Annotated in this window: 22 protein-coding genes; 13 read left to right on the forward strand and 9 right to left on the reverse strand. The window is 70.1% G+C overall.

Annotated features, from left to right (window positions below; all coding sequences use genetic code 11):
* Positions 1 to 591 precede the first annotated feature (591 nt).
* Entirely contained in the window at positions 592 to 1,236 is a 645-nt protein-coding gene (locus tag ACFYPH_RS12765; protein ID WP_387181417.1) for a hypothetical protein, read from the forward strand.
* Positions 1,233 to 3,701 carry an SIR2 family protein gene (locus tag ACFYPH_RS12770; RefSeq protein ID WP_387181420.1) on the forward strand — a complete coding sequence of 823 codons (2,469 nt, stop codon included), beginning with the start codon at positions 1,233 to 1,235 and terminating at the stop codon, positions 3,699 to 3,701. Before ACFYPH_RS12765 ends, ACFYPH_RS12770 begins: the two co-directional genes overlap by 4 nt.
* A 113-nt stretch (positions 3,702 to 3,814) precedes the next feature.
* On the opposite strand, the gene ACFYPH_RS12775 is transcribed toward ACFYPH_RS12770, so the two are convergent.
* Positions 3,815 to 5,494: a DNA repair helicase XPB gene (locus ACFYPH_RS12775; RefSeq protein ID WP_387181422.1), complete on the reverse strand. Its 1,680-nt coding sequence runs from the start codon at positions 5,492 to 5,494 to the stop codon at positions 3,815 to 3,817.
* 173 nt (positions 5,495 to 5,667) lie between these two features.
* On the opposite strand from ACFYPH_RS12775, the gene ACFYPH_RS12780 reads away from it, so the two are divergent.
* The gene (locus tag ACFYPH_RS12780) at positions 5,668 to 6,558 is read left to right on the forward strand and encodes a L,D-transpeptidase family protein (RefSeq protein ID WP_355134429.1); all 891 of its coding nucleotides are present in this window, start codon (positions 5,668 to 5,670) and stop codon (positions 6,556 to 6,558) included.
* Between the two features lie 95 nt (positions 6,559 to 6,653).
* Positions 6,654 to 6,890 carry a hypothetical protein gene (locus tag ACFYPH_RS12785; RefSeq protein ID WP_354854783.1) on the forward strand — a complete coding sequence of 79 codons (237 nt, stop codon included), beginning with the start codon at positions 6,654 to 6,656 and terminating at the stop codon, positions 6,888 to 6,890.
* A gap of 24 nt (positions 6,891 to 6,914) precedes the next feature.
* On the opposite strand, the gene ACFYPH_RS12790 is transcribed toward ACFYPH_RS12785, so the two are convergent.
* Positions 6,915 to 9,398 (reverse strand): helicase-associated domain-containing protein, encoded by a 2,484-nt coding sequence (locus ACFYPH_RS12790; RefSeq protein WP_387181425.1) that lies wholly within the window; start codon positions 9,396 to 9,398, stop codon positions 6,915 to 6,917.
* Between the two features lie 84 nt (positions 9,399 to 9,482).
* On the opposite strand from ACFYPH_RS12790, the gene ACFYPH_RS12795 reads away from it, so the two are divergent.
* Together ACFYPH_RS12795 and ACFYPH_RS12800 are read left to right on the forward strand one after the other, a co-directional pair.
* Positions 9,483 to 10,106 carry an HAD family hydrolase gene (locus ACFYPH_RS12795; RefSeq protein ID WP_354854787.1) on the forward strand — a complete coding sequence of 208 codons (624 nt, stop codon included), beginning with the start codon at positions 9,483 to 9,485 and terminating at the stop codon, positions 10,104 to 10,106.
* Between the two features lie 27 nt (positions 10,107 to 10,133).
* Complete coding sequence (locus tag ACFYPH_RS12800) at positions 10,134 to 10,520, forward strand: cold-shock protein (protein WP_088986676.1); 387 nt, start codon at positions 10,134 to 10,136, stop codon at positions 10,518 to 10,520.
* On the opposite strand, the gene ACFYPH_RS12805 is transcribed toward ACFYPH_RS12800, so the two are convergent.
* Positions 10,481 to 11,311 carry a 1,4-dihydroxy-6-naphthoate synthase gene (locus ACFYPH_RS12805; RefSeq protein WP_354854789.1) on the reverse strand — a complete coding sequence of 277 codons (831 nt, stop codon included), beginning with the start codon at positions 11,309 to 11,311 and terminating at the stop codon, positions 10,481 to 10,483. The genes ACFYPH_RS12800 and ACFYPH_RS12805 overlap by 40 nt on opposite strands.
* A 470-nt stretch (positions 11,312 to 11,781) precedes the next feature.
* Between ACFYPH_RS12805 and ACFYPH_RS12810 the strand changes: the two genes are divergently transcribed.
* Positions 11,782 to 12,609, forward strand: coding sequence for a GNAT family N-acetyltransferase (locus ACFYPH_RS12810; protein WP_387181429.1), 828 nt, complete (start codon positions 11,782 to 11,784; stop codon positions 12,607 to 12,609).
* A gap of 13 nt (positions 12,610 to 12,622) precedes the next feature.
* Here ACFYPH_RS12810 and ACFYPH_RS12815 read toward each other — a convergent pair whose 3' ends face one another.
* Both ACFYPH_RS12815 and ACFYPH_RS12820 read right to left on the reverse strand, forming a co-directional pair.
* The gene (locus ACFYPH_RS12815; protein ID WP_355134435.1) at positions 12,623 to 13,273 is read right to left on the reverse strand and encodes a futalosine hydrolase; all 651 of its coding nucleotides are present in this window, start codon (positions 13,271 to 13,273) and stop codon (positions 12,623 to 12,625) included.
* Entirely contained in the window at positions 13,270 to 14,883 is a 1,614-nt protein-coding gene (locus ACFYPH_RS12820; protein ID WP_387181431.1) for an MFS transporter, read from the reverse strand. The genes ACFYPH_RS12815 and ACFYPH_RS12820 overlap by 4 nt, the downstream gene beginning before the upstream one ends.
* Here ACFYPH_RS12820 and ACFYPH_RS12825 point away from each other — a divergent pair.
* Entirely contained in the window at positions 14,882 to 15,811 is a 930-nt protein-coding gene (locus ACFYPH_RS12825; RefSeq protein ID WP_354854796.1) for a DUF3027 domain-containing protein, read from the forward strand. The genes ACFYPH_RS12820 and ACFYPH_RS12825 overlap by 2 nt on opposite strands.
* A gap of 28 nt (positions 15,812 to 15,839) precedes the next feature.
* Here the strand turns inward: ACFYPH_RS12825 and ACFYPH_RS12830 are convergent, their stop codons facing one another.
* Positions 15,840 to 16,085 carry a DUF2530 domain-containing protein gene (locus tag ACFYPH_RS12830; protein ID WP_354854797.1) on the reverse strand — a complete coding sequence of 82 codons (246 nt, stop codon included), beginning with the start codon at positions 16,083 to 16,085 and terminating at the stop codon, positions 15,840 to 15,842.
* Between the two features lie 89 nt (positions 16,086 to 16,174).
* Between ACFYPH_RS12830 and ACFYPH_RS12835 the strand changes: the two genes are divergently transcribed.
* The 5 genes from ACFYPH_RS12835 (at position 16,175) to thpR (ending at position 20,818) form a co-directional block, all read left to right on the forward strand.
* Positions 16,175 to 17,653: an NCS2 family permease gene (locus ACFYPH_RS12835; protein WP_354854799.1), complete on the forward strand. Its 1,479-nt coding sequence runs from the start codon at positions 16,175 to 16,177 to the stop codon at positions 17,651 to 17,653.
* Between the two features lie 116 nt (positions 17,654 to 17,769).
* Positions 17,770 to 18,219 (forward strand): MarR family transcriptional regulator, encoded by a 450-nt coding sequence (locus ACFYPH_RS12840; RefSeq protein ID WP_354854801.1) that lies wholly within the window; start codon positions 17,770 to 17,772, stop codon positions 18,217 to 18,219.
* A gap of 73 nt (positions 18,220 to 18,292) precedes the next feature.
* Positions 18,293 to 19,576 (forward strand): MFS transporter, encoded by a 1,284-nt coding sequence (locus ACFYPH_RS12845; protein WP_354854802.1) that lies wholly within the window; start codon positions 18,293 to 18,295, stop codon positions 19,574 to 19,576.
* Positions 19,577 to 19,713: 137 nt separating this feature from the next.
* Positions 19,714 to 20,223: a hypothetical protein gene (locus tag ACFYPH_RS12850; protein WP_354854804.1), complete on the forward strand. Its 510-nt coding sequence runs from the start codon at positions 19,714 to 19,716 to the stop codon at positions 20,221 to 20,223.
* A gap of 13 nt (positions 20,224 to 20,236) precedes the next feature.
* On the forward strand, positions 20,237 to 20,818 hold the full coding sequence (gene thpR / locus ACFYPH_RS12855; RefSeq protein WP_354854806.1) for an RNA 2',3'-cyclic phosphodiesterase: 582 nt from the start codon (positions 20,237 to 20,239) through the stop codon (positions 20,816 to 20,818).
* A 310-nt stretch (positions 20,819 to 21,128) separates the two neighbouring features.
* Here the strand turns inward: thpR and sepH are convergent, their stop codons facing one another.
* The 3 genes from sepH to ACFYPH_RS12870 all read right to left on the reverse strand — a co-directional run bounded on the left by sepH (position 21,129) and on the right by ACFYPH_RS12870 (position 24,831).
* On the reverse strand, positions 21,129 to 22,211 hold the full coding sequence (gene sepH / locus ACFYPH_RS12860; protein WP_355065543.1) for a septation protein SepH: 1,083 nt from the start codon (positions 22,209 to 22,211) through the stop codon (positions 21,129 to 21,131).
* A gap of 185 nt (positions 22,212 to 22,396) precedes the next feature.
* Positions 22,397 to 23,524, reverse strand: coding sequence for a phosphoserine transaminase (gene serC, locus ACFYPH_RS12865; RefSeq protein ID WP_387181439.1), 1,128 nt, complete (start codon positions 23,522 to 23,524; stop codon positions 22,397 to 22,399).
* A 200-nt stretch (positions 23,525 to 23,724) separates the two neighbouring features.
* Complete coding sequence (locus tag ACFYPH_RS12870) at positions 23,725 to 24,831, reverse strand: citrate synthase 2 (RefSeq protein WP_354862774.1); 1,107 nt, start codon at positions 24,829 to 24,831, stop codon at positions 23,725 to 23,727.
* Between the last annotated feature and the right edge of the window lie 150 nt (positions 24,832 to 24,981).

The raw sequence follows: 24,981 nt of genomic DNA on the forward strand, positions 1-24,981 counted from the left end.
TTGGCGTTCAGTCGGGCTGCTGATCTCCCTCGCCTAGAGTTCAGTCATGCCGCCGCCATCGACGCTCTGAGGCCGTCACGCGTCCAGACGCCCGTCGGTTGGCGCGGAAGGCGGGAACCCAGAGAAGCGCGACGGGATAGGTCGCACCGATAAGGGCGGGTTGCGGTTATTGCGCGCCCAGCGGGGGCAGTCCGGGAACGCGGATGGTGCGAGATCGTCCCCGGGTGCCGGGGTGGTGGCGGTGGTCGCCCCATCGGGATGGACACCACCGGGCGAGGATTGCCAAGTCTTCCCAACCCTCCCGATGGAACGTAGGGTTGTCTCTCCCAGCGCTCACGTTAACCGGTTGAGGGGCGACTACGTAGATCCGCATGCATTGATCGGGTGTGTTGAGTAGCGATTCCGGGAGGTGAAATGCGTAAGGCCCTTGAAAGGATCGGCCGGGATGTACGAAGCCGCCTAAACATAGAAGCTTATGTGGCCGCGAGCCTCGCGCTTATATTCGCTGTTCTCTCACTCGTCGGTGACATTGTTCCGGAGGATGCTCGGTGGGCTGTCCTCCTCGGCGGAGTAGGAATTCTGGTATACCGAGTGACGGTGCCGGACAACAACGGCATCGCTGGGCTTCTTCGCGATCGCGGCAGTTTCGAAAGTAAGCCCTTCGCTAAGCGGCTCGATGAGGCAAGCGAGGTGTGGGTTTTTGCGCCCTCTGCAGTGAACATTCTGGCGCAGGACCATTGCGAGGCGCTGCGATCAAAGATCCTCTCTCGATCGAACGGAATTGTGCGCGTCGTCGTCTTGGACCCAGCGCGGGAAGATTCATTGCGGCTAGCTGTGCGGCAGTTGGACGAATCTGTGGAATATCCATCGCAGACCTTGACGCGCGCGTTGGGCGAGACTCTAGGGCGTCTTGCCTTGATGGCGTCATGGGAAGTCCCCGGCGGTTTTGCCTATAGGCTTTTGGACTACAATCCTGGTTTCAGTATAGTCGCGATTGACCCAGGCCGGCGGCATGGCGTCGTCATCGTGGAATTTCACGGCTTTCATAATACTTCCACTACTTCCCGTATGCATATCGAGCTCGCTAAGGCTGACAGCGATCGTTGGCATGAATATTGGCTTGAGCAGTTCGATCGGATATGGCGAGACGCCAAGGAACCCGCCTCGAACGGGAGCCCGTCTTCTAGCGACCGGGCAAGAGGTCGGCTAAACGCAGCTACTGAAGCGGCAGGGTGATCACTGTGGACCTAAGTGAACTAGCCCGCATCGTTGTGCCGGAGCAAACGGTGCTTTTGCTGGGTGCCGGAGCAGCCGTGTCTTCCGGGGGACCGACTGGAGCTGGCTTGGCAAAGGTCTTGGCACGCCGTCTGCGTCCATCGCCAGATGGTGATGACCTAGCTGAGATCGCGGGCATCTTCGAACACCGGTTCGGTCGGCGGGAGCTTGCGGAAGCCGTCAAAGCAGAGTTGGAGGGGCTTACGCCCACAGGTGGCCTGCTTGCCCTTCCTGGGTTTGACTGGCGGGCAATCTACTCCACCAACTTTGATAGGCTGATTGAGCAGGCCTATCGATACGCCCGCAAAGACCTGGCTGTTTTTCGCTCAAACTATGACTTCTCAGGGAATCCATCCGACCGGCCAGTGCTCTACAAGATTCACGGCTGCATCAGTCAGGACGTTGGTTATGGTCATCATGCACGGATGGTGTTGACTGAGGTGGATTACGACGAGGTCGCGAGCTACCGGGAGAGCCTCTTCAGTAGCCTGAAACAACACATGATGACTGCTGACACCGTTATTGTTGGGCATTCTCTGCGTGACAGGCACCTTAGGGATTTGGCAAAGACGGTGGGCGGCCTCAGAACAGCCGGTGTTCAAGGACGGGTTTTCCTGGTTGTTTACGACTACAACGCGGATCGAGCCCAGCTCCTTGCGCGCTACAATATCCAAGTCGTGGCCGGTAGTCTCGATGACTTCCTGCATAACCTGGCGCAGACAACGGCAGGAAGCTCTGCACTTGCATACACGACGGAAAGTTCTGGACAGGGCTTTCTGCCTTCCTCGCTTCTAATGACGACCATGGATGTCGCGCATTCCGCCACGCTTGTTCCTGATCCTGTACGTCTCTTTCATGGGTCGCCGGCTACTTATGCTGATCTGCGTGCCGGCGTCACTATTACGCGCGCCGTGCAACCTCGACTGAGCCAGGCGCAGGAGGGGGCCCGCGGGTTCTTTGTAGTTCTATCTGGAGCTGCTGGAGTAGGCAAAACGTCGCTGGCCCGGGCGCTCATGCTGCGTCGGCTCGATGATGGATTTGCTTGTTGGGAGCACCTGAACTCGTTTCCCTTGGATCCAATTGCTTGGCTCGAGGTGGAATCTCGGCTTCGGGCCGAAGGGCGGCAAGGTGTCTTACTTATCGATGATTGCACTCAGCACATGGCTGCCGTCAACAAATTAGTCCAAGGCCTAGGAGACCAAGATCGACCCCATCTCCGGCTACTTTTCACAGCTAACGCCTCCTTCTGGAAAACGCGGGCTAAGTCCCCCTACTTCTTCAGTCGTGGAACCAACGAGAGGATTTCTCTTCTGACGGATTCGGACATAGCCGAACTCGTAAACCTTGTGGACCGTCAAGCAGCGATCCGGGCGCTGGTCGAGGCGGAGTTCCTCAATCTTGGTCAGATGGACAGAGTGCGTCGCCTCCGGGATCGCTGTAGCGCCGATATGTTCGTTTGTCTTAAAAACATATTTCAAAATGAGGGCCTGGACAATATTCTGTTGCAGGAGTTTGCGGAGCTAGGGGAAGCCGAGCGCGACATTTATCGTCATGTTGCGGCCCTCCAGGCAATGGGTAGTAAGGTGCACAGGCAGCTCGTGGTGCGCCTTTTGGGCATCGATGCCGGAAGTCTCCTGGGTCTGCTGGCTCATATGGAAGGCTTAGTCTCTGAATATGACATCAATCACCGTCAAGGCGTTTATGGCTGGGTGACCCGACACGATGTTATCGCGAATGTGATCGCTACCTGGAAGTTTTCCGACCAATCGGAGCTGTATGCGTTGATTGAGCGCCTAATCGACGGGCTGAACCCGACAAATCATTTGGAGCTTGTAACGGCCCGGTCGATTGCTGCTCATGATATGGGGATAAGTCGCTTGGTTGATAAATCGCAACAGGTGGAATTGTTGAACCGGCTAATCGGCAAAGTCCCGGGTGAGCGAATTCCGCGCCGGCGACTTATTCGCCTCTTCCTTGATACGATGAATCTGCCTGAAGCTGATCGCGCGATCTCCAACTTCCTCCGCGACATTGGTCAGGACTCCATTGTAAATCGCTACCGTGCAGTTTTAGCAATGCGTCGGGCAGAGACATTGCCGGGGATCTTGGAGGAAGATCGGCGAGCCATGCTCCTAGAAGCGGAGAACCTTGCCCGCCAGTGCATTTCGCAGCAACCTTACGATCGTTATAATTACCGCACTTTGGGCCAAGTTGGGCTTGCTCTGGCACGCTTGGGGGAGATGAGAGTGCTGGATGAAGCAATCCTAATGATGTTGGCGGCTGAAGCCGATATTCCGGAGCCGGACTTTAGCCAGGAACGTCGAGAACTCGAAGTAAACCGTCGTCAGCTCAGCTCTCAGTCAAGGAGACTTCTGCCAAAGCCTGACGATACCGGCACTCTGCTAGTTGATACGCAGCCAGCGTAGGTCGGCCCCTATGTGACCTGAAAAGCCTCAGGGATCCACCCCGTTTGCCCGGCATCGGGGTTTGGTGTGACCGGACACCAGTACGTCTCGCAAGCGGAGCGGTTAGCGCGGGGTCAGTCGACCGTAGGGAGCTTCGGGCCGAGGACGTCGTCGGCGTCGACGATCGTGTACGCGTACCCCTGCTCTGCCAGGAACCGCTGCCGGTGGGCCGCGTACTCGGTGTCGATCGTGTCTCGGGACACCACCGTGTAGAAGTGCGCCTGCCGCCCGTCGGCCTTCGGCCGCAGCACCCGCCCGAGCCGCTGCGCCTCCTCCTGACGTGACCCGAACGTGCCGGACACCTGGATCGCCACCGCCGCCTCCGGCAGGTCGATCGAGAAGTTGCCCACCTTGGAGATCACCAACGTCCGCAGCTCACCGGAGCGGAACGCGTCGAACAACCGTTCCCGTTCCTTGTTGGTGGTCGAGCCCTGCACGATCGGCGCGTCCAGGTACTCGCCGATCTGGTGCAACTGGTCGATGTACGCGCCGATCACCAGCACCTGGTCGTCCGGGTGCCGGTCGACAAGCGCCTTGACCACCGGCAGCTTGGTGCGGGCGGTCGCCGCCATCCGGTAGCGCTCCTCGGCCTCCGCCGTCGCGTACGACATCCGCTCCGCGTCGGTCAGGGTCACCCGTACCTCGACGCACTCGGCGGGGGCGATCCAGCCCTGCGACTCGATGTCCTTCCACGGCGCGTCGTACCGCTTCGGCCCGATCAGGCTGAACACGTCACCCTCGCGGCCGTCCTCGCGTACCAATGTCGCGGTGAGGCCCAGCCGGCGGCGGGCCTGGAGGTCCGCGGTGAACCGGAAGATCGGCGCGGGCAGCAGGTGGACCTCGTCGTAGACGACCAGGCCCCAGTCGCGGGCGCCGAACAGGTCCAGGTGGGTGAAAGCGCCGCCGCGCCGCGAGGTGAGCACCTGGTACGTGGCGATGGTGACCGGGCGGATCTCCTTGCGCTCGCCGGAGTACTCGCCGATCTCCTCCTCGGTCAGCGACGTGCGGGCGATCAGCTCCCGCTTCCACTGCCGGCCGGCGACGGTGTTGGTGACCAGGATCAGCGTGGTCGCCTTCGCCTCGGCCATCGCCGCCGCGCCCACCAGGGTCTTGCCGGCGCCGCAGGGCAGCACCACCACGCCCGACCCGCCGGCCCAGAACGCCTCGACGGCCTCCCGCTGGTACGACCGCAGCGTCCACGGCTTGCGCCCGTCCTTGCCGGCCTCGGCCAGCTCGATCGGGTGCGCCTCACCGTCGACGTAACCGGCCAGGTCCTCCGCCGGCCAACCCAGCTTGAGCAGCGCCTGCTTGAGCCGGCCCCGCTCGGACGGGTGGACCCGGATCGTGTCGTCGTCGATCTTGTCGCCGAGCATCCCGGCGAGCTTCTTGCTCTTGGCCACCTCGATCAGCACCAGCCGGTCGAGCGCGCGCAGCACCAGCCCGTGCGCCGGGTCGTTCGCGAGCTGGAGCCGGCCGTAGCGGTCCATCGTCTCGGCGACGTCCACCAGCAGCGCGTGCGGCACCGGGTACCGCGAGTACTTGATCAGCGTGTCGACCACGCCCTCGGCATCGTGCCCCGCCGCACGGGCGTTCCACAGCCCGAGTGGGGTCAGCCGGTACGTGTGCACGTGCTCCGGGGAGCGCTCCAGCTCGGCGAAGGGGGCGATCGCCATCCGGCAGGCCTGCGCGTCGGGGTGGTCGATCTCCAGCAGCAGGGTCTTGTCCGACTGCACGATCAGGGGTCCACCACTCACGCCAGCGTCCTCTCCTCGGTTGGCCGTCCAGCCGGAGCGGGTCGCAGACCCGCCGCTGGCCGACCATCCAGTGTTGCACGGCGGAGAACGTGGAAAGAAAGATGAGCACCGGGTGCAACCAGGACGGCACTCACGAACGTCTAGCAAAGGGACGACCGTCCAGGGGAGGTGCCATGAGGCGTGTCCGGAGCACTTCCCGGTTGGTTGCCCTGGCGGTGGTCGTGCTGGTCGGGGCCGGCGCGTGCACGTTCGATCCGCAGTCCGGCGGGAGTGGTGGCGGGGGAGCCGCCCCGGTCGGTGCGGCGGAACAGGCAACGGGGGCGAGCGGCACGTCCGGGCCGGGCCAGCGCGGCCGGCCCACGCCGGCCGCGCCGACGTCGAAACCCAGCCCGAAACCCTCCGGGAAACCCACGCCGAAGCCGACCCGCACGGCGTCGACCCCGACCCCGAGCACCGGTACGCCGACCGTCGCCGGCTGCCCGCAGGGCCAGCACCAGCGAGCCGTGGAGACCTACCTCGCCCGGCTGGGCGGGTTCGGGCCGGTCACTGTCGACGGGCGGCAGTCCGCCGCCGACTGCGCCGCCATCAAGAAGTTCCAGAAGAGGTACGGCATTCGCCCCGTCGAGGGACGCGCCGGACCGACGACCTTGGACGTGGCCCAGCGACTCGCCACCACCGACACGACCCGCTGCAAGGCCGGCACCGGCACCACCTTCTGCGTGGACCTGACCCGGCAGACCGTGTGGGCGGTCCGGGGCGGCAAGGTGATCATGGCGCCGACGGTGACGCGCACCGGCATGTCCGGCTACCGGACCCCGTCCGGCACCTACACGGTCAACTACCGCAATCCGAAGGAGTGGTCCAACCCGTACGAGGTGTGGCTGCCGTACTGGCAGCACTTCACCCAGGGCATGGGGTTCCACGAGACCACGACCTACCTGCACGACAAGTCGATCGGCTCGCACGGCTGTGTCAACCTGCTGCACGCCGACGCCGTCCGGATGTGGGAGTTGGGCAAGGTCGGCACCCGGGTGGTGCTGATCGGCCGCCGCCCCGGCACCTGAACATCCCGCCCGACTCGGGGTTTATCCCCTGTCACACCCGTCCCGGGAGTGACACTCTTGGGAGTCCAGGGCCGCACCGGGCGGGGAGGCTGGGCATGACGGTCGACCGTGACGTGATCGCAGAGCATGAACAGGCGCCACCCGACGAGGTGTCCCGCGTGACCGTGGTCGCGTACGCCCTCGCCGCGGCGCTCCTCGTCGGGTGGTTCCTCTTCGGCTGGCTGGTGCTGCGGCAGGGCTTCGTCGACTCGGTCGGTGAGTCCGCCGGCGCCGGCTTCGCCCTGTTGCTTGTCGTCTCGGTGGTCGGCACCTTTCGGCGCAGCCGCCGCTGACCGAGCAGCGGCGGCGTCGCCCCGTCAGTCCGCCAGCACCGCCGCCGTGATCCGGTGCAGTGCGAAGGTGTGCAGCATCTCGGTCCGCTCGTCCTCGGCTCGCAGGTAGCCGGCACCGATCGAGACCGGCTTGACCAGCCGGGACGCGGTCGCCCCGTGCGCGTCGACATACCCGACCCAGACCAGCGCCTTGTCGCGGACCGCCTGCTGGAGCACGGCAAGGGCCTCGCTGTGCGTGTGCGCGGGCACCGGGCCTCCGCCCAGCCCTGCCGCCCCGCCCCGGACGACGGCCGGCGCCCGGCGGGCCGCCCGCGCCGCCGCGTCACCCCGGCGGATGTGCTCCACCACCCCGAGCAGCCGGGGCATCGGCAGCTTCGGGGCGGCCAGCGGGTCGAGCGTCCTGGTGGTCACCGCGACCCGCGCCGGAGCACGCCTGATCCGGGGACGGGACAGCATCGTGCCGCCCGTGCCGTCCTCCTGCACCGGCGCGTACCCGGCGTCCCGCAGCGCGCCCAACAGCCGGCTGACCTGGTACGGGGTGCTCAGCACCGTCGGCGCCAGCCGGCGCAGCGTCAACGACTCCAGCCGCCGGTCGGCCAGCACCTCGGTGAGCAGCGCCTCGTCGTCACTGCGCAGGTACGCCCCGGCCGACCCGACCCGCAGCCCACCGTGCTTACGGGCCACGTCGTCCACCAGGTAGCTGAGTCCCTGCGGCACCGGGGTACGCGACCGTCGCCGGAACAGCTCGTGCAGATCGTCGGCCGTGTAACCGGCGTCCAGCGCCCTCCGCACGCTCGCCGTGGTGACCCGGTGCACACTCGCCCCGCCAGCCGACTCGGGTTCGGTCGTGGCCTCCAACTCGGCGGCCAGCGCCGGCTCGGGCGGCCCGGGCACCACCACGGTCAGGTCGGCCTGCACCAGGAAGTGGTCGACCGGGGCGGGCAGCAGCGCGTCCAACGCCCGCGCGGCACTGGACGGATCGCCGCTCTCCGCGTCCGCGTGCAACCCCAGGGGGTCGCCGCCCGGCTCGTCGGCCGACGTCAGCTCGCCCAGCAGCAACCGCCCGTACGAGGTGAGCGCCCCCAGGCCGGTCACGCCGAGCTGCGCCGCCTCGGCCAGCACCTCCCGGTGGGCGGCCTCCCGACCCCGGCTGCGCCGGGGCGCCCGCCAGTCCAGCAGGGCCTGCACCTCCTCCGGGGTGGGCGCGGTCGCCGGCTCCAGGTCGGCGAGCACCCCGAGCACTGACCGCCGGGTGGCCGGTGCGCCGGCCCGCTCGGCCTCGGCGGACAGCGCGGTGATCGGCCGGTCCCGGTCGTCCCGCCGACCGACCAGGCCGACCTGCCGGGTCATCGTCAACCAGGCGCGGGCCAGGTGCTCCCACCGCTGGGCCAGTGACACGGCCCGCCACACCTCGTACCCGCCGGTCGGCAGCACCTGCTGATCCGCGCCGTACCGGCCGGTGGTCGAACCGGGCATCTCCAGCTCACCGGCGAGCCCCGCCGCGTACGCCACCTCCAGCAGCAGGGCGGTGGTCGGCTCGTCCAGGCCGGCGGTACGCGCCAGCCGGCGCAGGTCCCGGACGCCGATGCCGCCGGAGCGCAGCACCGGCGCGGGTTCGGCGGCGAGCTGCTCCAACAGCCCTTCGGTGTGCCGGACCACCTCCATGGTCTGCCCGGCGCCGGCCGAGTCGACCGCCTTGGGCTCGCGGGGCGCGGTGGCCACCGGCGGCGGGCTGGTGCGCAACGGCCCGAGCGGGCCACTGTCGCGGCGCAGCAGCAGCCCCACCTCGCGGGGCAGCTCGACCGTGCCGCTGGCCGTCGACGAGCCGGCCGAGACGGCGACCAGTAGCCGGTTGTCGACCAGCCAGCGCACCGGCGAGCCGGTCGGCGCGCCACCGTTGGTCGGGTCGGCGAGGACGGCGTCCTGCGTGCCGATCGGCGGTGCCTGCAACGCGCCCGGGGGCACGCTGCCCACGGGTGGTCCGGCCGCCAACCGGTCCAGGATCGCCCGGGCCGACGGGGGCGCGGCGAGCAGCGTCCGGCGCAGTTTCGCCGGGTCCGCGCAGAGCGCGGCCGTGCGCGGGTCCAGCTCCGCGGCGGGTCGGCCGAGCCCAGCGGGGTACGGGGAGACCTCGTCGACGGCGGGCACCACGTGCAGGGCGTGCTCGGGGCCGTACAGCAGGAAGAGCGCCCTCAGCCGGCCGAGGGCGGCCCGGACGGCCGTCGGTGCCGGCGGGTGCGGCCCGGTGGTCGCCATGGCGAGCACGGCGTCGGTGGCCGTGGTGCCCTCGTCCGGATGCCGGGTGAGCCGGGCGGCGTCGAGGATCTGGAGGGTGAACTGGTCCAGCCCGTCCAGGGCGCGGGCCACCGAGACCCGGGACTGGGCGCGGATGGCCAGGGCGGAGACGTCTGCCGGCACGGGCACGACGAGGTCCGGCCGGAGCTGGAGGAGCGCGGCCAGCGCCTCGTCGGGCAGCGACCGCAGGTGGTCGGCGAGTGAGGTGGTCATCGTCTTTCCACGCTAGCCCGGGGTGGGGCAGTCGCGCCCCTCGGACGTCCGGGCGGTCAAAGGTCGCCGGGTACGTTTCTCGACATGCCCGCGCTGACCGTCGGATTCGATCTCGACATGACCCTGGTTGACTCCCGCCCCGGCATCGCCGCGGCCTACCGGGCGCTGACCGCCAGGACGGGCGTACCGGTGGACGCCGACCTGGCCGTGTCCCGGCTCGGCCCGCCGCTGCGCACCGAGATCGCGCACTGGTTCCCGCCGGAGCAGGTCGAGTCGGCCGTGCAGGCGTACCGGGAGCTGTATCCGGCGTACGCCATCACACCGACGGTGCCGCTGCCCGGCGCGCGGGAGGCGATCGACGCGATCCGTGCCCGGGGCGGAAGGGTGCTCGTCGTCACGTCCAAGATTGGCCGACTGGCCCGGTTGCACCTGGATCACCTCGGCCTCGTGGTGGACGAGCTGGCGGGTGACCTGTTCGCCGAGCAGAAGGCGACCGCGCTGCGGGAGCACGGCGCGACCCACTACGTCGGTGACCACGTGGCGGACATGGTGGCGGCGGGCGTGGCAGGGGTGCCGGGAATCGCTGTCGCGACCGGGCCGTGCTCCCCGGATGAGCTGCGTGCGGCGGGGGCGAGCGTGGTGCTGGACGATCTCACCGGATTCCCAGCGGCGCTCGACGGCATGATCCAGCTAGCCTGGGAGCAGTAGCGGCTCAAGTGAAGCAGGGGTTTTCAGGTGCCTACGGGTCGAGTGAAGTGGTACGACACGGCCAAGGGATACGGCTTCGTCACCAGTGATGAGGGCGGCGACGTGTTTCTGCCCAAGGGTGCTCTGCCGGCGGGCGTCACCGACCTCAAGGGTGGTCAGCGGGTCGACTTCAGCGTGGTGGACAGCCGCCGGGGCGCGCAGGCCATGGGCGTCAAGCTGCTGGACGCGCCGCCGTCGATGGCGGAGCTGCGACGTCGGCCGGCCGAGGAGCTGCACGGCCTCGTCGAGGACATGATCAAGGTGCTGGAGGCGAAGGTCCAGCCGGACCTGCGCCGGGGCCGGTACCCGGACAAGAAGACCGCGCAGAAGATCGCTCAGCTGGTCCACGCGGTGGCGCGCGAGCTGGAGGTCTGAGGCACCAGGCCGGCGGTGGCGGCGCGGTCGAGGAGCGCCGTCACCGCAGCGAAGCCGGCCTCGCCCAGGTCGGCGGTGAACTCGTTGACGTAGAGGCCGATGTGCCGGTCCACCACGTCGAGTTCCATCTCCTGGGCGTGCGCGAGCACGTACTCCCGGCTGGCCGTCGGATCCGCCCAGGCCTGCCGGACGGATTCGCGAATCCATCCGGCCGCTGCCACCGGGTCCACCGCGCCGCGCCGGGCCAGGATCGCGCCGAGCGGGATGGGCAGCCCGGTGTCGGCTTCCCACCACTCGCCGAGGTCGACGAGCGCGGTCAGCCCGTGCCGGTGGTAGGTGAACCGGGCCTCGTGGATGACCAACCCGGCGTCGTAGCGACCAGCCGCGACGCCCGGCATGATCTCGTGGAACGGCACCACCTCGATCCGGGCCGGCGACTGCCCGGCCGACCAGAGCCGGAACAGCAGGTACGCGGTCGTCCGATCACCGGGCACCGCCACCGTGGCGCCGGTCAGGTCGGCGCGGTCGCCCCTGGTGAGAACCAGCGGCCCGCACCCGCGGCCGAGCGCGCCCCCGCAGGGCAGCAGGTGGTAGTCGTCGAGCAGCCAGGGCAGCGCCGCGTAGCTCACCTTCACCAGGTCGAACGCACCCCGCTCGGCCGCCGTGTTGGTGACGTCCACGTCGGCGTACGTCACCTCGACCGGCGGCGCACCGGGCACCCGCCCGTGCACCAGGGCGTCGAAGACGAACGTGTCGTTGGGGCAGGGCGAGATCGCCAGGGAGAGCGCCACGCCCTCACGTTAGCCCCGCCCCCGGGCAGCAGCCCGCGCACACCCCGCCCACTGTGATCCACGACGGACTGGCCGGCCCGCCCGGCGCCGGCCTCCCGGCCTCCCGGCGGGCTGCGGCGGTATCGCCGTCGGGCTCGGCGGGGTGCTTCCGTTCAGCTCAGGCGGGGTGGCCGGTCGGGCTTCGGTCCGGGCTGGGTGAGGTCACGTCGCGCCCTGTAGAGCTGCCCCAGATATGGAGCGAGATCAGCGCCCCCGGCGAGCGGTGGCGGCGGTGGCGTGGCCGTGAGCGGGCACCGAGGGGCGATCCTGGTGGCGGTGTCCCGCCCCAGGCAGCCGCCCCACACATAGGGCAGCTCGACAGGGCCCGACCGAGGGGGGATACCCACAGCGGCGGTGACGTTTTCCACATGGTTATCCACAGGCGGAGGGGGCCTGTTGACGACGCTCGCCGAGCAGAAAACCATGAGCGGGTGGCAGCCGGAGGGGATGCGATCGATGTGGGCGCGGCGCTGCGTGATCTTCGTCGACGTGCCGATCTGAGCCAGCGGGAGTTGGCCGAGCGGTCCGGGGTCCCGAAGAGCACGCTGGCACGCATCGAGGCCGGCCAGGGTGGCGGGCCCGCCTTTCGAACGGTGGCGCGGCTGGTCGCGGCCGCGGGCGGCGAGCTCGCGCTCCGCTTACCCGGGGACGGCGACGGGTCCGCGGGCGGCGGACTGCTGGGCATGCCGGCCGACGAGCCACGGGACGAGGCTGACCGCCGGTACCCCGCCCACCTCGACGTCCGCCGGGTCCGAACCCTCAAGGACTGGCCGGGCGCCTGGTGGGTGCACTCGTACACGCTCCCGGAGAAGTTGTGGCCGGTGAGGGTTCCGGAGTTGACCTACGACCTGGATCGGGCGCGGCGGGACAGGCGGCGGTGGCGGTCGGAGGCGCGTGCGCAGATGACCTTCCGGCGGGTATCCGACGGGCTGCCGGCCACGTCCTGGCGGTTCCTCGCCGAGGTGCCCGGCGGTGGGCCGGTCGGTGAGCTGCGGGCTCATGAGCGGAGCGTCGATCTGCTCCTCGGCGAGGATCTGGACGACCGGCGTGAGTTGGTGCTGGAAGGTGTGGTCGTCGCCCCGGGCCTGCGGGCGCTTGGTGTTGGGCGGCGGCTTGTCGAGCTGTTGGCGGAGGAGATGACACGTGCCGGCATTCGCGCCGCCCACGCGGTCGCCGAGTTCGGCAACGTCGAGTTCCTTCTCGCCTGTGGGTTCGAGCTGCAGGCGAGCAGGCCGTCGGCGCTGATGCTCGAGGTGTGACGGGTGCCCGTGGTCAGCGCAGCGCCGGAGCTGCCGCGGTCAGCGCGGTGAGGGCCTCGCGCAGCCGCCAGGCGTCGCGGTCACGAGGGCCGATGGGGTTGGAGATGGTGCGCAGCTCGACGAAGGGCACCCCGGCCTGCGCGGCGGCGACCGCGACCCCGTACCCCTCCATGGCCTCGGCGACCGCTTCCGGATGCCGGCGGCGCAGCTCGTCGGTGCTGGCGGCGGTGCCGGTGACCGTGCTGACGGTGAGCACCGGGCCGGTCGTCGCCGACGGCAGGGCCGCCCGGAGTGCCGCGAGCAGGCCCGGGTCCGCGGGCACCACGCTGCCTCCGCCGAGCAACGCGGGTGGCATGCCCAGTTCGTCGACAGGGATGAAACCGTCGGGTGACTCGGCGCCCAGGTCGGCGGCGATGCTGGCGGTGCCGAGCACCGTGTCGCCGACCGCGGCCCGCCCGATGAAGCCGCCGGCCACGCCGGCGCTGACCACCGCGCGGTACGGGCGACCGGCAGCCTCGGCCAGGGCCAGCAGCCGTGCGGTGGCGGCACCCGCGACCGCCGGGCCCACCCCGATCGGGGCGACGGTGACGCTGGCGTCGGTCAGCCCGGCCCGTACGGCGTCCGCCTCGGCCGGCACCGCCGTCACCACCAGCAGGCCGGTCACGAGAGCGAGCCGGGGGATTCCCGGCGGGTCTCGTCGTCCGCTCCGCCGCCCGGGCCGCCGACCGCTGAGGAGGGGCGGTAGATGTGGTAGCCCGGCGGTGCCAGCCCCGGCTCGTCGTGCTGCGGAGAGTTGGCCTGGTTTGGAGCCGGCGAGGTGGGGGCGACGTCCGCGGGCTGGGCAACCGGCTCGTCCTCGGCCGGCTCGTCCTCGGCCAGTTCGTCGCCACCCAGCGGCCGGCCGGCGAGCTTCTCGGCGCGCAGCCGGGCGGCGACCACCACCCCCCGGACGGCGGCCAGGATGCCCACGCCGGCGGCGACCGCGATGCCGGTACGGCCGTCGAACGGGACCAGCCCGAGCCCACCACCGACGACGAAGGCGAGCATCAGCACCGTCTCGGAGTGCGCGAAGGAACTGGCCCGCAGCCGCTCCGGGATGCGCTCCTGGATCGAGGCGTCCACGGCGAGTTTGGCCACCCCACTGACCAGCGCGGTGACCAGACAGAGCAGGGCCACCATCGACAGCGAGAACTGGATGACGGCGAGCACCGCCACTCCCGCCACGATGATCATGCTGCTGGACTGGATGGCAGTCGGTCGGTGGATGCGCAACCGGGTGCCGACGGCGGTCGCCAGGAAGCTGCCGACGGCCAGCGCGCCGCCGATCAGCCCCAGCGCCCACTCCGCGCCCAGGTCGCGGCCGAACACGCCGGTGGTCAGGTCGCCCTTCTTGATGGCGAAGGCGAGGAACAGCAGCAGGAAGCCGTACACCGCGCGTAGCGTCGCGGCGCCGATCAGGGTGGCGATCACCAGCCGCCCGGCGGGTCGGCCCCGGCCCAGCGGCCGGTCTTCGCGGCGGCCCAGCGCGCGCAGCGCGCGGGGGACCCGCTCCGGTGGCTCCGAGTCCGCCTTCGGTGGCAGCCGCAGGGAGATCACCATGCCGATCAGGAAGATCACCGACGCGACGCGCAGCGGCCACTGCGGCCCGAACCAGAAGGCCGCCAACCCGATCGGGGCCACGAGCGCCCCCGCCACCGTGCCGTAGACGCTGGCCCGTGCGCCCACCTGGGAGAGGCCCAGCCCTTCCGGCAGCAGCCGGGGCACCGCCGCGGACCGTGCCACGCCGTAGGCACGCGACAGCGCGAGCACACCGAACGCGGCCGGATAGAGCCCGAAGCCGTGGATGTAGTCGGAGATCAGCCAGGCCAGGAACGCCCGGCCGAGCATGGTCGCGGCCAGCGCGTACCGCCGGCCGTGCCGGAAGTGGTCCAGCAGCGGGCCCACCACGGGGGCGAGCATCGCGAACGGCACCATGGTCACCAGTAGGTAGAGCGCGACCTTGCTGCGGGCCTCGCCGAGCGGCACGTTGAAGAAGATCGTCCCGGCCAGGCCGATGGCGATCAGTGTGTCGCCCGCGCAGGAGACGGCGTGCAGATCGAACAGGCGGACCATGCCGACCTCGCCGCCGGCGCCCCGCGTCCGGGCCCGACCGGCCCGGCGGGTCACCCAGCGGCCGCTGCCCACCGAACCACGCAGGAGCAGGCGGACGGCCCGAATGCCGGTGCCGACGGTCCGCCCGAGGACGGATCGCCCGGAGCGGGAGTACGGCGGCATGTGCACCATCCTCGCCCATCTGATCCAGGTACGCCGCACCACTGCGGTGAAAGGTTCCCCGGGAGTCCCTGTCACCTCTGCGGGGAGCATGGGGAACAATGGTCGGGTGACCAGGCCCGCCTCCACCCGTGCCGCCCGTCTCGACCAGGTCTGCGCCGCCGCCGTCGAGGTGGCCCGCGCTGGCATCACCGAGGTGGACGCCGACGATGTCGGCGACCACCTGCAGGTCGTCGCCGAGGGTGAACGGCTGGTCACCCACTACTTCGAATGCCGCCTCGCCGGCTACCGCGGCTGGCGGTGGGCGGTCACCGTCACCCGCGTTCCGCGCAGCCGCACGGTGACCATCTGCGAGACCGTGCTGCTGCCCGGCCCGGACGCGCTGCTCGCGCCCGGCTGGCTGCCCTGGCAGGAGCGGCTCAAGCCGGGTGACCTCGGCCCGGGTGACCTGCTGCCGACCTCCCCGGAGGACGAGCGGCTGGCCCCCGGTTATCTGCTCTCCGACGACCCGGCGGTCGAGGAGACGGCCTGGGAGCTGGGTCTCGGTCGGGCCCGGGTGCTCTCCCGGGAGGGTCGCGCCGACGCGGCGCAGCGCTGGTACGACGGCGACCACGGCCCCACGGCGGCCATCTCCGTCGCCGCCCCGGCCGCCGCCCGCTGCGGCACCTGCGGCTTCTACCTGCCGCTGGCCGGTGCGATGCGGCAGGCCTTCGGCGCGTGCGGCAACTTCTACGCTCCGGATGACGGCCGGGTGGTCAGCGCCGACCATGGTTGCGGCGCCCACTCCGAGACGCTGATCGAGGCCGCCGAGACCGCGGTGGAGGATCTTCCGACGGTGTACGACGACAGCGCGGTGGAGGCCATGTCGGTCAGCCGTGCCCCGGGTTCGGTGGAGGCAGCCGAGCCGGCGGAGCCGTACGGGCACCCCTGAGCGTTCGCTCCGGCGCGGCCGGGTGCCGTCAGCTCGCGCGGCGGCGGCGTCGGTTGGCGTCGTGACGCATCATCACGGCGAGGCCGGGGAACCCCCACAGGAAACCGGCCAGGCAAGTCCAGAGCCAGTTCTCGTGGTCGTGCTCGGTCAGCCAGCCCCGGAAGAAGACCAGCAATACCAGCCCGACGACCGCCCATGCGATCAGCCCGGCGACGGCGAACGGCACCATCGGTGGGTCCAGCGGCGCGGGACGCGGTGGCTGGTCGTTCGGCATCGGGCAAGCGTACGCGATCCGCTTCCCCTGCCCGTCGGTGATCTGGGACGATGCGCGCGACAACTGGAAGATCACCTGCGAGGACCCTGATGGCAGTAGCGCCGCCCGAGAACGGCACACCTCCCGACCCCGCTCACCCGCGTAACGGCTTCGACCGGTTCTTCGAGATCTCCGCCCGCGGCTCGACGTTGAGCCGTGAGGTACGCGGTGGCCTGGCGACCTTCTTCACGATGGCGTACATCGTGGTGCTCAATCCGTTGATCCTGGGCGGTGCCGTCGACGGTGACGGCAAGTCCCTCCCGATTCCGGCGCTGGCCGCGGCGACCGCGCTGGTCGCCGGCCTGATGACCATCCTGATGGGTGTGGTCGGCCGGTTCCCGCTGGCGCTCGCCGCCGGTCTGGGCGTCAACGCCCTGGTGGCGTACGAGATCGCCCCCGAGATGACCTGGGCCGACGCGATGGGCCTGGTGGTGATCGAGGGTGTGCTCATCGCCGTGCTGGTGCTCACCGGCCTGCGTACCGCGGTGTTCCGCGCGGTGCCCACGCAGATGAAGACGGCCATCGGCGTCGGCATCGGCCTCTTCCTGACCATCATCGGCCTGGTGGACGCCGGCTTCGTCCGGCGGATCCCGGACGTCGCGAACACCACCGTGCCGGTCGGCCTGGGCATCGGCGGCAAGCTGGTGAGCTGGCCGCTGCTGGTCTTCGTGGTGGGCCTGCTGCTCACGTTGGTGCTCGTGGTGCGCCGGGTGAAGGGCGCGATCCTGATCGGGATCCTGACCTCCACCGTGCTGGCGGTCATCGTCGAGGCGGTCGCCAACATCGGCCCGTCGTTCGTCGACGGGAAGCCCAACCCGAAGGGCTGGGCACTGAACGTGCCGGAGCTGCCCAAGACGGTGGTGGACGTGCCGGACCTGTCGCTGCTCGGCAAGTTCAACGTGCTCGACTCGTGGGGCCGGGCCGGCTGGGTGGTCGTGCTGATGTTCGTCTTCACCCTGTTGATCACGGACTTCTTCGACACCATGGGCACGATGGTGGCGGTCGGTCAGGAGGGTGGCCTGCTCGACGAGCGGGGCACCCCGCCGAAGGCCAAGGAGATCCTGCTGGTCGACTCGATCGCGGCGGCGGCCGGTGGTGCGGCCAGCACCTCCAGCAACACGTCGTACATCGAGAGTGCCGCCGGTGTCGGGGAGGGCGCCCGGACCGGCGTGGCCAGCCTGGTCACCGGCGTCCTCTTCCTGCTGGCGATGTTCCTGGCGCCGCTGGTGGTGATCGTGCCGTTCGAGGCGGCGTCGACGGCCCTGGTGGTGGTCGGCTTCCTGATGATGACCGCGGTACGGACGATCGACTGGTCCGACTACGAGATCGCCATCCCGGCGTTCCTCACCATCGTGCTGATGCCGTTCACCTACTCGATCTCCAACGGGATCGGCGCCGGTCTGATCACCTTCGTGGTCGTCAAGCTGGCGAAGGGTAAGGCCCGGGAGATCCACCCGCTGCTGTACGGGGTGGCCGCGCTCTTCGTGCTGTACTTCCTGCGCGGGCCCATCGAGTCGTTGGTCCTCTGACGCGTCGTCCGGGCGGGGAGTCGAGGGTGATTCCCCGCCCGGAACAGCACGAACATCCTCGTGAGCCTGGTCATAACGGATGTCGTTAGCCAGGCTCATTAGTTAAGCTAACTAACGTGACGGAGCGGACGGTGACGGCGGAACGCGTGCCACCGGCGCAGCTGGCTCCCCAGTTGCGAGATGCGATCACCCGACTCAACCGGCGGGTCCGACGGGCCCGGCCGGTCGGCGACCTCACGGTCACCCAGGTCTCCGCGCTCACCAGCCTGCGGCTGGCGGGCGCGATGACGCCCCGGGAACTGGCCGATGTCGAACGGGTGCAGCCACCGACGATGACCAAGATCGTCGCGAAGTTGGAGGACCGCGGCCTCGTGCAGCGGACCCCCCATCCGACCGACGGTCGCCAGGTCATCCTCGCGGCGACCGAAGGAGGGCAGGCCGTGCTCGACCAGTTCGAGCGGGCCCGCGACGAATGGCTGGCCCACCGGCTGGCCGCGCTCGACGAGGACCAACGGGAGACCCTGCACAGGGCCGCCGAGATTCTCCAGCAGCTCGCTCGCGCCTGAGCCCGCGCGCGCCACTTCCGGCCGTGCCGTCACCTGTCGATGACGCGTACGTCCTTGAGGAGGCGCACCGAGAGTGCAGGCCAAGCTGAGCACGATGTTCCAGTCCCTACAGGTTCGCAACTACCGGCTCTTCGCATCCGGGCAGCTGATCAAGCTGATCGGCGTCTGGATGATGTTCATCGCCCAGGACTGGCTCGTCCTCGAGCTCTCCGACAACTCGGCCACCGCCCTCGGCGTGGTCACCGCGCTCCAGTTCACCCCGGTGCTGCTGCTCACCCTGCTCTCCGGCCGGCTCGCCGACCGGTACGACAAGCGGGTGCTGCTCTTCGCCGCCAACGCCTTCTGGACGGTGCTGGCGCTCGGGATGTCCCTGCTGGTGCTGACCGATCTGGTGCAGCTCTGGCACGTCTTCGCGTTCGCCGCGCTGCTCGGCACGGCCAACGCCGTGGAGACCCCGGTCCGCCAGGCGTTCGTCTCCGAACTGGTCGGCACGCCGCTGCTGCCCAACGCCCTGTCGCTGAACGCCGCCGTGTTCAACTCCGCCCGGATCATCGGCCCGGCGGTCGCCGGTCTGGCCATCGCCGCCTTCGACGTGGGCCCGGTCTTCCTCTTCACCGCCCTCAGCTCCATCGCGCCGCTGGTCAACGTGGTCCGCATGCGGACGGCCGACCTGCACCGCGACGCCCTGCTGCCGCGCGACGAGCGGGCGTCCGCGAAGGTCGTCGACGGGCTGCGGTACGTGTGGCGCCGGCCGGACCTGCTGTTGCCGATGGCGGTCATGTCGGTGATCGGCATGTCGCTGTTCAACTTCCAGCTCACCCTCGCCGCGCTGGCCAAGACGGTCTTCCACACCGGCGCGGCCTCCTTCGGCCTGTTCAGCACCGCGCTGGCCGTCGGCGCGCTGGGCGGGGCGCTCAGCGGCACCGGCCGGCGCAGCCGCCCGTCGGTCTGGCTGGTGCTCGGCGCCGCGATCGGCTGCGCCAGCTTCGGCACCCTGGTCGGCTTCGCGTCGACGTACTGGCTGGTCGTGGCGCTGCTCGTGCCCACCGGCTTCTTCATGGTCTTCTTCGCCCAGGCCGCCAACCAGCGCGTCCAGCTCGGGGTGGACGCCGCCTTCCGGGGCCGGGTGATGGCCCTGTGGGTGCTGGTGTTCCTGGGCACCAACCCGGTCGGCGCACCGCTGATCGGCTGGGTCGCCGAGCACTTCGGCGCCGGCGCGAGCATCTGGATGGGCGGGCTGATCTCGCTGGCCACCGCGCTGATCGCGCTCACCTGGCAACTGCGCCGCTCTGGTGCGCGACTGCGCTTCCGGGTGCTGCCCATGCCCCGCTTCTACGTCACCTCCACCGACTGCTGAGCTACGCGAAGGGCCCTTTCCGGTCGGAACGGGCCCTTCGCGCACGTTCGGAGAACACGGCGAAGTCCCGATCGGCGGATAGCGCGGATGCGGCCAAATCGCTGGCGAGGTGGCACGACGGGGCTTAGCGTCGATATGTGGGAGTCGAACGCGCGCTGATGCTTGCCCTGGCGTTCCTCGCCGTGGCCAGCCTCCCGGCGGCGTTCGCCCTGCTCTTCTGCGCCGACGAGATCATCGACCGGGTGGTCTGCGCCTGGTCCGAGTGGCGCGAGCGCCGGCGGGAGCGACGCACCATCGCCCGCCTCGACCGGGCCATCGAAGCCGACGCGCTGACCCGCGACATCGACCTCAGCGAGTTCGACCGCACCGACCGTCGCCCATTGGAACAGCTCGCCGCCGACCTGCGTCGCCTCGGCGGTCAGCGGCTCGGCGGCACCGGCCGGTCGATGGTCTGGCACGGCGCGGTGGTCCAGGCGTACGACGACCGGCTCCGGCTGGCCTGCCGCGCCCTCGGGATCACCGAACACCTCACCGAGTTGACCGGCGTCGACCAGGAGATCGAACGGGTACGGGTGGAGGGCGTCCTGCACGCCGCCGGTCTGACCCTGCCGGCGGCCCGGGCCGGGCACCGGCAACGGCACCGCTGAACGGTCCAACAGTTTGCGGCTCTTCGTCGCGGTCTATCCGCCCGTCGGGGCGGTCAGCCATCTCGGCGCGCAGATCGCGCGGCTGCGGGTCGGCGCGGCGGCGGCCGCCGGTGTCCGGGTGCGGCTTGCCGACCCGGCGGACCTGCACATCACCCTGGCGTTCCTCGGTGACGTCGAGGCCGCCCGGCTGGTCGACGTGGTGAGTGCGCTCGGGCTCGCCGCCGACCGGTTCCGCGATGCCCGGGACGCCCCGCCCCGGCTGCTTTTGGGTGGCGGTGGCGTGTTCGGCGACGGTCGCCGCACGGTGCTCTGGGTGGACGCCCGGGGCGATGTCGAGGCGCTGCACGAGCTGGCCCAGCTCGTCCGGGAGCGGCTACGCGTGGCCGGGTTGCCGTACGACGAGAAGCCGTTTCGGCCGCACCTGACCGTCGCCCGGCCCGGTGACCGGGTGGAGTTGGCTGCCGTCGAGGCCGACAGGGTGACCCTGGACGACTACGCGGGCCCGGAGTGGCCGGCGACGGGGTTGCTGCTGATGCGGAGCCACCTCGGGTCGGCACGCCCGCGTTACGAGCGGCTCGCCGCCTGGCCGCTCTGATTCGTCGAGCCGGCTTGAACGGCATCGGCCGGCAACGTCGTGCGCCTGAGCTTGCCCTGGCTAGACGAGTAATGCCTAACCTCGCTGGGGCGATGGGCGCAGCCGGCTGCCGACGGTCACCCTCGGTCACCTCCATGGGGGCGGATGCGGTGGTAAGCGGTATACCTCAGAGTCATATTCATACCTCTGAGGTATACCGCTCACCAGCACATCGACACGGCGGGCACTTCGGAGCGCCGATCTCGGGGTATCAAGCGCAGGGGACACCGCGACATCGGCGATCTCGGGAGTGGACCGTGGACGTCGAGCGTCAGGAGGACTCGCGGGCGGCCGGACCGCTGCCGAAGAGCACGTCGTCCCAGCTCGGCAGGCGCTTGCGCGGCTTGCCGTTGGCGTCGGTGGACTCGCCACCGGCCGCCGCGGCGGCCGTACCGGTCCGGCGGGGCCGCAGCACCGCCAGCGACGGAACGGCCGGGACCTCCTTGGGCGCGTCCGAGTCGTCGTCGAAGGCCGAGCCCTGGCCACCGCCGAGCAGCGCGGCAGCGCCGCCGCCGACCGGCCGCTGCCGGGGCGCGTCCGACCCGGCCAGAGCGGCCGGGGTACGCGGCTCAAGGCCGCGACCCGAAGAGCCGCCGAGCGGACGGTCCAGTGAAGCGAGCAGCGCGTCCCGGCCGGCCCGAATCGGATCCCGGCCAGGGCGCGGGTGTTCGGACGCGGCCGGCAGCCCGTGCCCACCACGGCTCGGCTCGCCACGCGACGGACCAGGCAGGGCGTGCCCGCCCCGCTCCGGCGCCGGCTCCTGGCCGAGGATCGGCGTGGGCCGCTCGGCGCACAGGTACTGCGCCATGTCGTCGTGCGGGGTAACCACCTGCCGGGCCTTGTCCATGTCCCAGATGGCCTGCGCGGTGGCCTTGCCGGACGGCCAGGTGGCGATGATCCGCCAGGTGCCGTCGTCGCGCCGGTACGCGTCCCAGGAGATCTTCTCGGTGTCGATGCCGTGCTGGCTCAGTCGGCCGTTGACCACCTCGGCGAGCGGGGTGGGTTTCTCCGCGCCCTTGAGTCGGGTGCGACGGGCGTGCTGGGCGAGCATCGCCCGTTCCTGGAGCACCGGGCCGGCGTAGCGCAGCACGCGGTCGACCGGCACCCCGGCGATCCGGGCGACGTCCTCGGCGGACTCACCGGAGCGGATGCGGGCCTGGATGTCCCGGGGAGACAGTGAGGGAGTCGGGTCGACGGTGCTCGGTGCCACCGCGAGCGGCGGGGCACCCGGCTCGGGGTGCATCACGCCGGCGATGCGTTCGTCGATCGGCAGGGCGAGGAGTCGCCCGACCTCGTCGGCGAGCACCAGCGCCTGGCCGTCCTCGGAAAGGGCGACGAAGCGTACTGGGCGCATAGCGTTGCCTCCGTCCCGCTTCGCTGGCCGCACGCCACGAGTCGGCCACCCAGGCGTCTCGGACCACCGTACGCGCATCTGTCTCGGGGTGGGGGAAGCGACACCCCGCATGTCGCGACTGAGCTGCGGCGATGATCACGGTGGGTGTCCATCGAGGCCCCGACGGACACCCACCGTGACGATGCTCAGAGGCGCTCGACGACGTAGTCGATCGACGCGGTCAGCGCCTCGACATCAGCCGGCTCGACGGCCGGGAACAGCGCCACCCGCAACTGGTTGCGGCCGAGCTTGCGGTACGGCTCGGTGTCGACGATGCCGTTGGCGCGCAGCGCCTTGGCGATCGCGGTGGCGTCCACCCCGTCGGCGAAGTCGATGGTCGCGACCACGTTGGACCGCAGCGCCGGGTCGGTGACGAACGGGCTGGCCACCGTGGACCGCTCCGCCCAGCCGTACACCGTCGCGGCGCTCTCCGCCGTGCGCTTGGCCGCCCAGGCCAGACCACCCTGCGCGTTCATCCAGTCGGTCTGCTCGGCCGCGAGGAAGATGGTGGCCAGCGCCGGGGTGTTGTACGTCTGCTCCAGCCGCGAGTTGTCGATCGCGGTCACCAGGTCCAGGAAGGCCGGGATGTAGCGCCCCGACGCCTTGATCTCGGCGGCCCGGTCCAACGCGGCCGGCGACATCAGGGCCAGCCAGAGGCCGCCGTCGGAGCCGAAGCACTTCTGCGGCGCGAAGTAGTAGACGTCGGTCTCGCCGACGTTGACCTCCAGGCCGCCCGCGCCCGAGGTGGCGTCGACCAGGAGCAGCGACCCCTCGTCCGCACCGGCGACCCGGTTGATCGGCACGGCCACGCCGGTCGAGGTCTCGTTGTGCGGCGTCGCGTACACGTCCACGCCGGCCTCGGCGACCAGGGTCGGCGCGCTGCCCGCCGCGGCCTTGCGGACGGTCGGCTCACCCAGGAACGGAGCGTCGGAGACCGACTTGGCGAACTTCGCGCCGAACTCGCCGAAGCTGGCGAACTGCGCACGGTCGCGGACGAGGCCGAAGGTGGCGACCTCCCAGAACGCGGTGGTGCCGCCGTTGCCGATCACGACCTCGTAGCCCTCGGGCAGCGAGAAGAACTCGGCGATGCCGGAGCGCAGTCGGGCCACCTGGTCGCGGACCGTCTTCTGCCGGTGCGACGTGCCCAGGTAGCTGGTCGCCACCTCGGCGAGCGCGGACACGGCCGCCGGACGGACCTTGGACGGGCCGCAGCCGAAACGTCCGTCGGCGGGCTTGATCTCGTCGGGAATCCGGATGATCGGTGCGTCAGCCACGGTACTGAAGATCCTTCCGCAAGGGCGAGGGCGGGCCCGGCGACACTGCCGGCCCTCATCCTCGCACCCGGGGCGGATGGCGACCGCCGGGGTCCCGACGGCCGGTCTGAGTCCTTCACCACATCGAGCGGCCCACGAGGTCGACAGCGGTCGAAAAAGGGCCCCCGCACCACGGCTGGTGCGGGGGCCCTTCGGGCAGCTCAGACGCCGTGCGGGATGGCGGCCCAGCCCTCGACGTCGGACGGCTTGCGGGTGTTCGGGCCGACGTAGCGGGCGGACGGGCGGACCAGCCGCTGCAGACGCTTCTGCTCCAGGATGTGCGCGCTCCAGCCGCCCATCCGGGCGCAGGTGAACATCGAGGTGAACATGTGCGCCGGCACCTCGGCGAAGTCCAGCACCACGGCCGACCAGAACTCGACGTTGGTGGCCAGCACCCGGTCCGGGCGGCGGGCCTGAAGCTCGGCGAGGGCGGCCTTCTCCAGCGCCTCGGCGATCTCGAAGCGCGGTGCGCCCAGCTCCTTGGCGGTGCGCCGGAGCACGCGGGCGCGCGGGTCCTCGGCACGGTAGACCCGGTGGCCGAAGCCCATCAGCCGCTCGCCGCGGTCCAGGACACCCTTGACGTAGCCCTCCGCGTCGCCGCTGCGCTCCACAGCCTCCAGCATGCTGAGCACGCGGGACGGTGCGCCGCCGTGCAGCGGCCCGGAGAGGGCGCCGATGCCCGACGAGATGCAGGCCGCGGCGTCGGCCCCGGTGGAGGCGACGATGCGCGCGGTGAAGGTGGAGGCGTTCAGGCCGTGCTCGGCGGCCGAGATGAAGTACGCGTCGACGGCCTTGACGTGCCGCGGGTCCGGCTCACCCCGCCAGCGCTTCATGAACCGCTCGACGATGGTCTGCGCCTTGTCGATCTCCTTCTGCGGCACCGCCGGCAGGCCGAGGCCGCGGGCGGACTGCGCGACGAAGGAGAGCGCGGTCACCGACACCCGGGCGAGGTCCTCACGGGCCTGCTCGTCGGAGATGTCCAACAGCTGGCTGAGCCCCCAGTACGGCGCCAGCATCGCGACCGCCGACTGCACGTCGACCCGGATGTCGCCGGAGTGCACCGGCACCGGGAACGGCTCCGCCGGCGGCAGGCCCGGCCCGAACCGGCCGTCGACCAGCAGCGCCCACACGTTGCCGAACGAGACCTGGCCGATCAGATCCTCGATGTCGACCCCGCGATAGCGCAGCGCGCCACCCTCGCGGTCGGGTTCGGCGATCTCGGTCTCGAAGGCTACGACGCCCTCCAGACCGGGTTTGAAATCGGCCATGTCGCTCTCCTGGATCTGGTCGGTGCGCCTGATCAGCTGAGCCGGCCCGGTCGGCCGAGCGCCTTAGGCGACCCTCAGGGATGTGTTCGGAACATCTTGCCTGCTGCGTAACCGGATATGCGACCCGCTGCGACTGTGCTGCACACGACA

Source organism: Micromonospora sp. NPDC005252, from assembly GCF_042872475.1.
GTDB lineage: Bacteria > Actinomycetota > Actinomycetes > Mycobacteriales > Micromonosporaceae > Micromonospora.

Bases quoted from the DNA above. Each gene is read 5' to 3' on its own strand.
- ACFYPH_RS12830 (WP_354854797.1), bottom strand. From the start codon at position 16,085: ATGCCGAACGACCAGCCACCGCGTCCCGCGCCGCTGGACCCACCGATG.
- ACFYPH_RS12785 (WP_354854783.1), top strand. From the start codon at position 6,654: ATGACGGTCGACCGTGACGTGATCGCAGAGCATGAACAGGCGCCACCC.
- ACFYPH_RS12825 (WP_354854796.1), top strand. From the start codon at position 14,882: ATGTGCACCATCCTCGCCCATCTGATCCAGGTACGCCGCACCACTGCG.
- ACFYPH_RS12780 (WP_355134429.1), top strand. From the start codon at position 5,668: ATGAGGCGTGTCCGGAGCACTTCCCGGTTGGTTGCCCTGGCGGTGGTC.
- ACFYPH_RS12790 (WP_387181425.1), bottom strand. From the start codon at position 9,398: ATGACCACCTCACTCGCCGACCACCTGCGGTCGCTGCCCGACGAGGCG.
- ACFYPH_RS12820 (WP_387181431.1), bottom strand. From the start codon at position 14,883: ATGCCGCCGTACTCCCGCTCCGGGCGATCCGTCCTCGGGCGGACCGTC.
- sepH (WP_355065543.1), bottom strand. From the start codon at position 22,211: ATGCGCCCAGTACGCTTCGTCGCCCTTTCCGAGGACGGCCAGGCGCTG.
- ACFYPH_RS12835 (WP_354854799.1), top strand. From the start codon at position 16,175: ATGGCAGTAGCGCCGCCCGAGAACGGCACACCTCCCGACCCCGCTCAC.
- ACFYPH_RS12795 (WP_354854787.1), top strand. From the start codon at position 9,483: ATGCCCGCGCTGACCGTCGGATTCGATCTCGACATGACCCTGGTTGAC.
- ACFYPH_RS12870 (WP_354862774.1), bottom strand. From the start codon at position 24,831: ATGGCCGATTTCAAACCCGGTCTGGAGGGCGTCGTAGCCTTCGAGACC.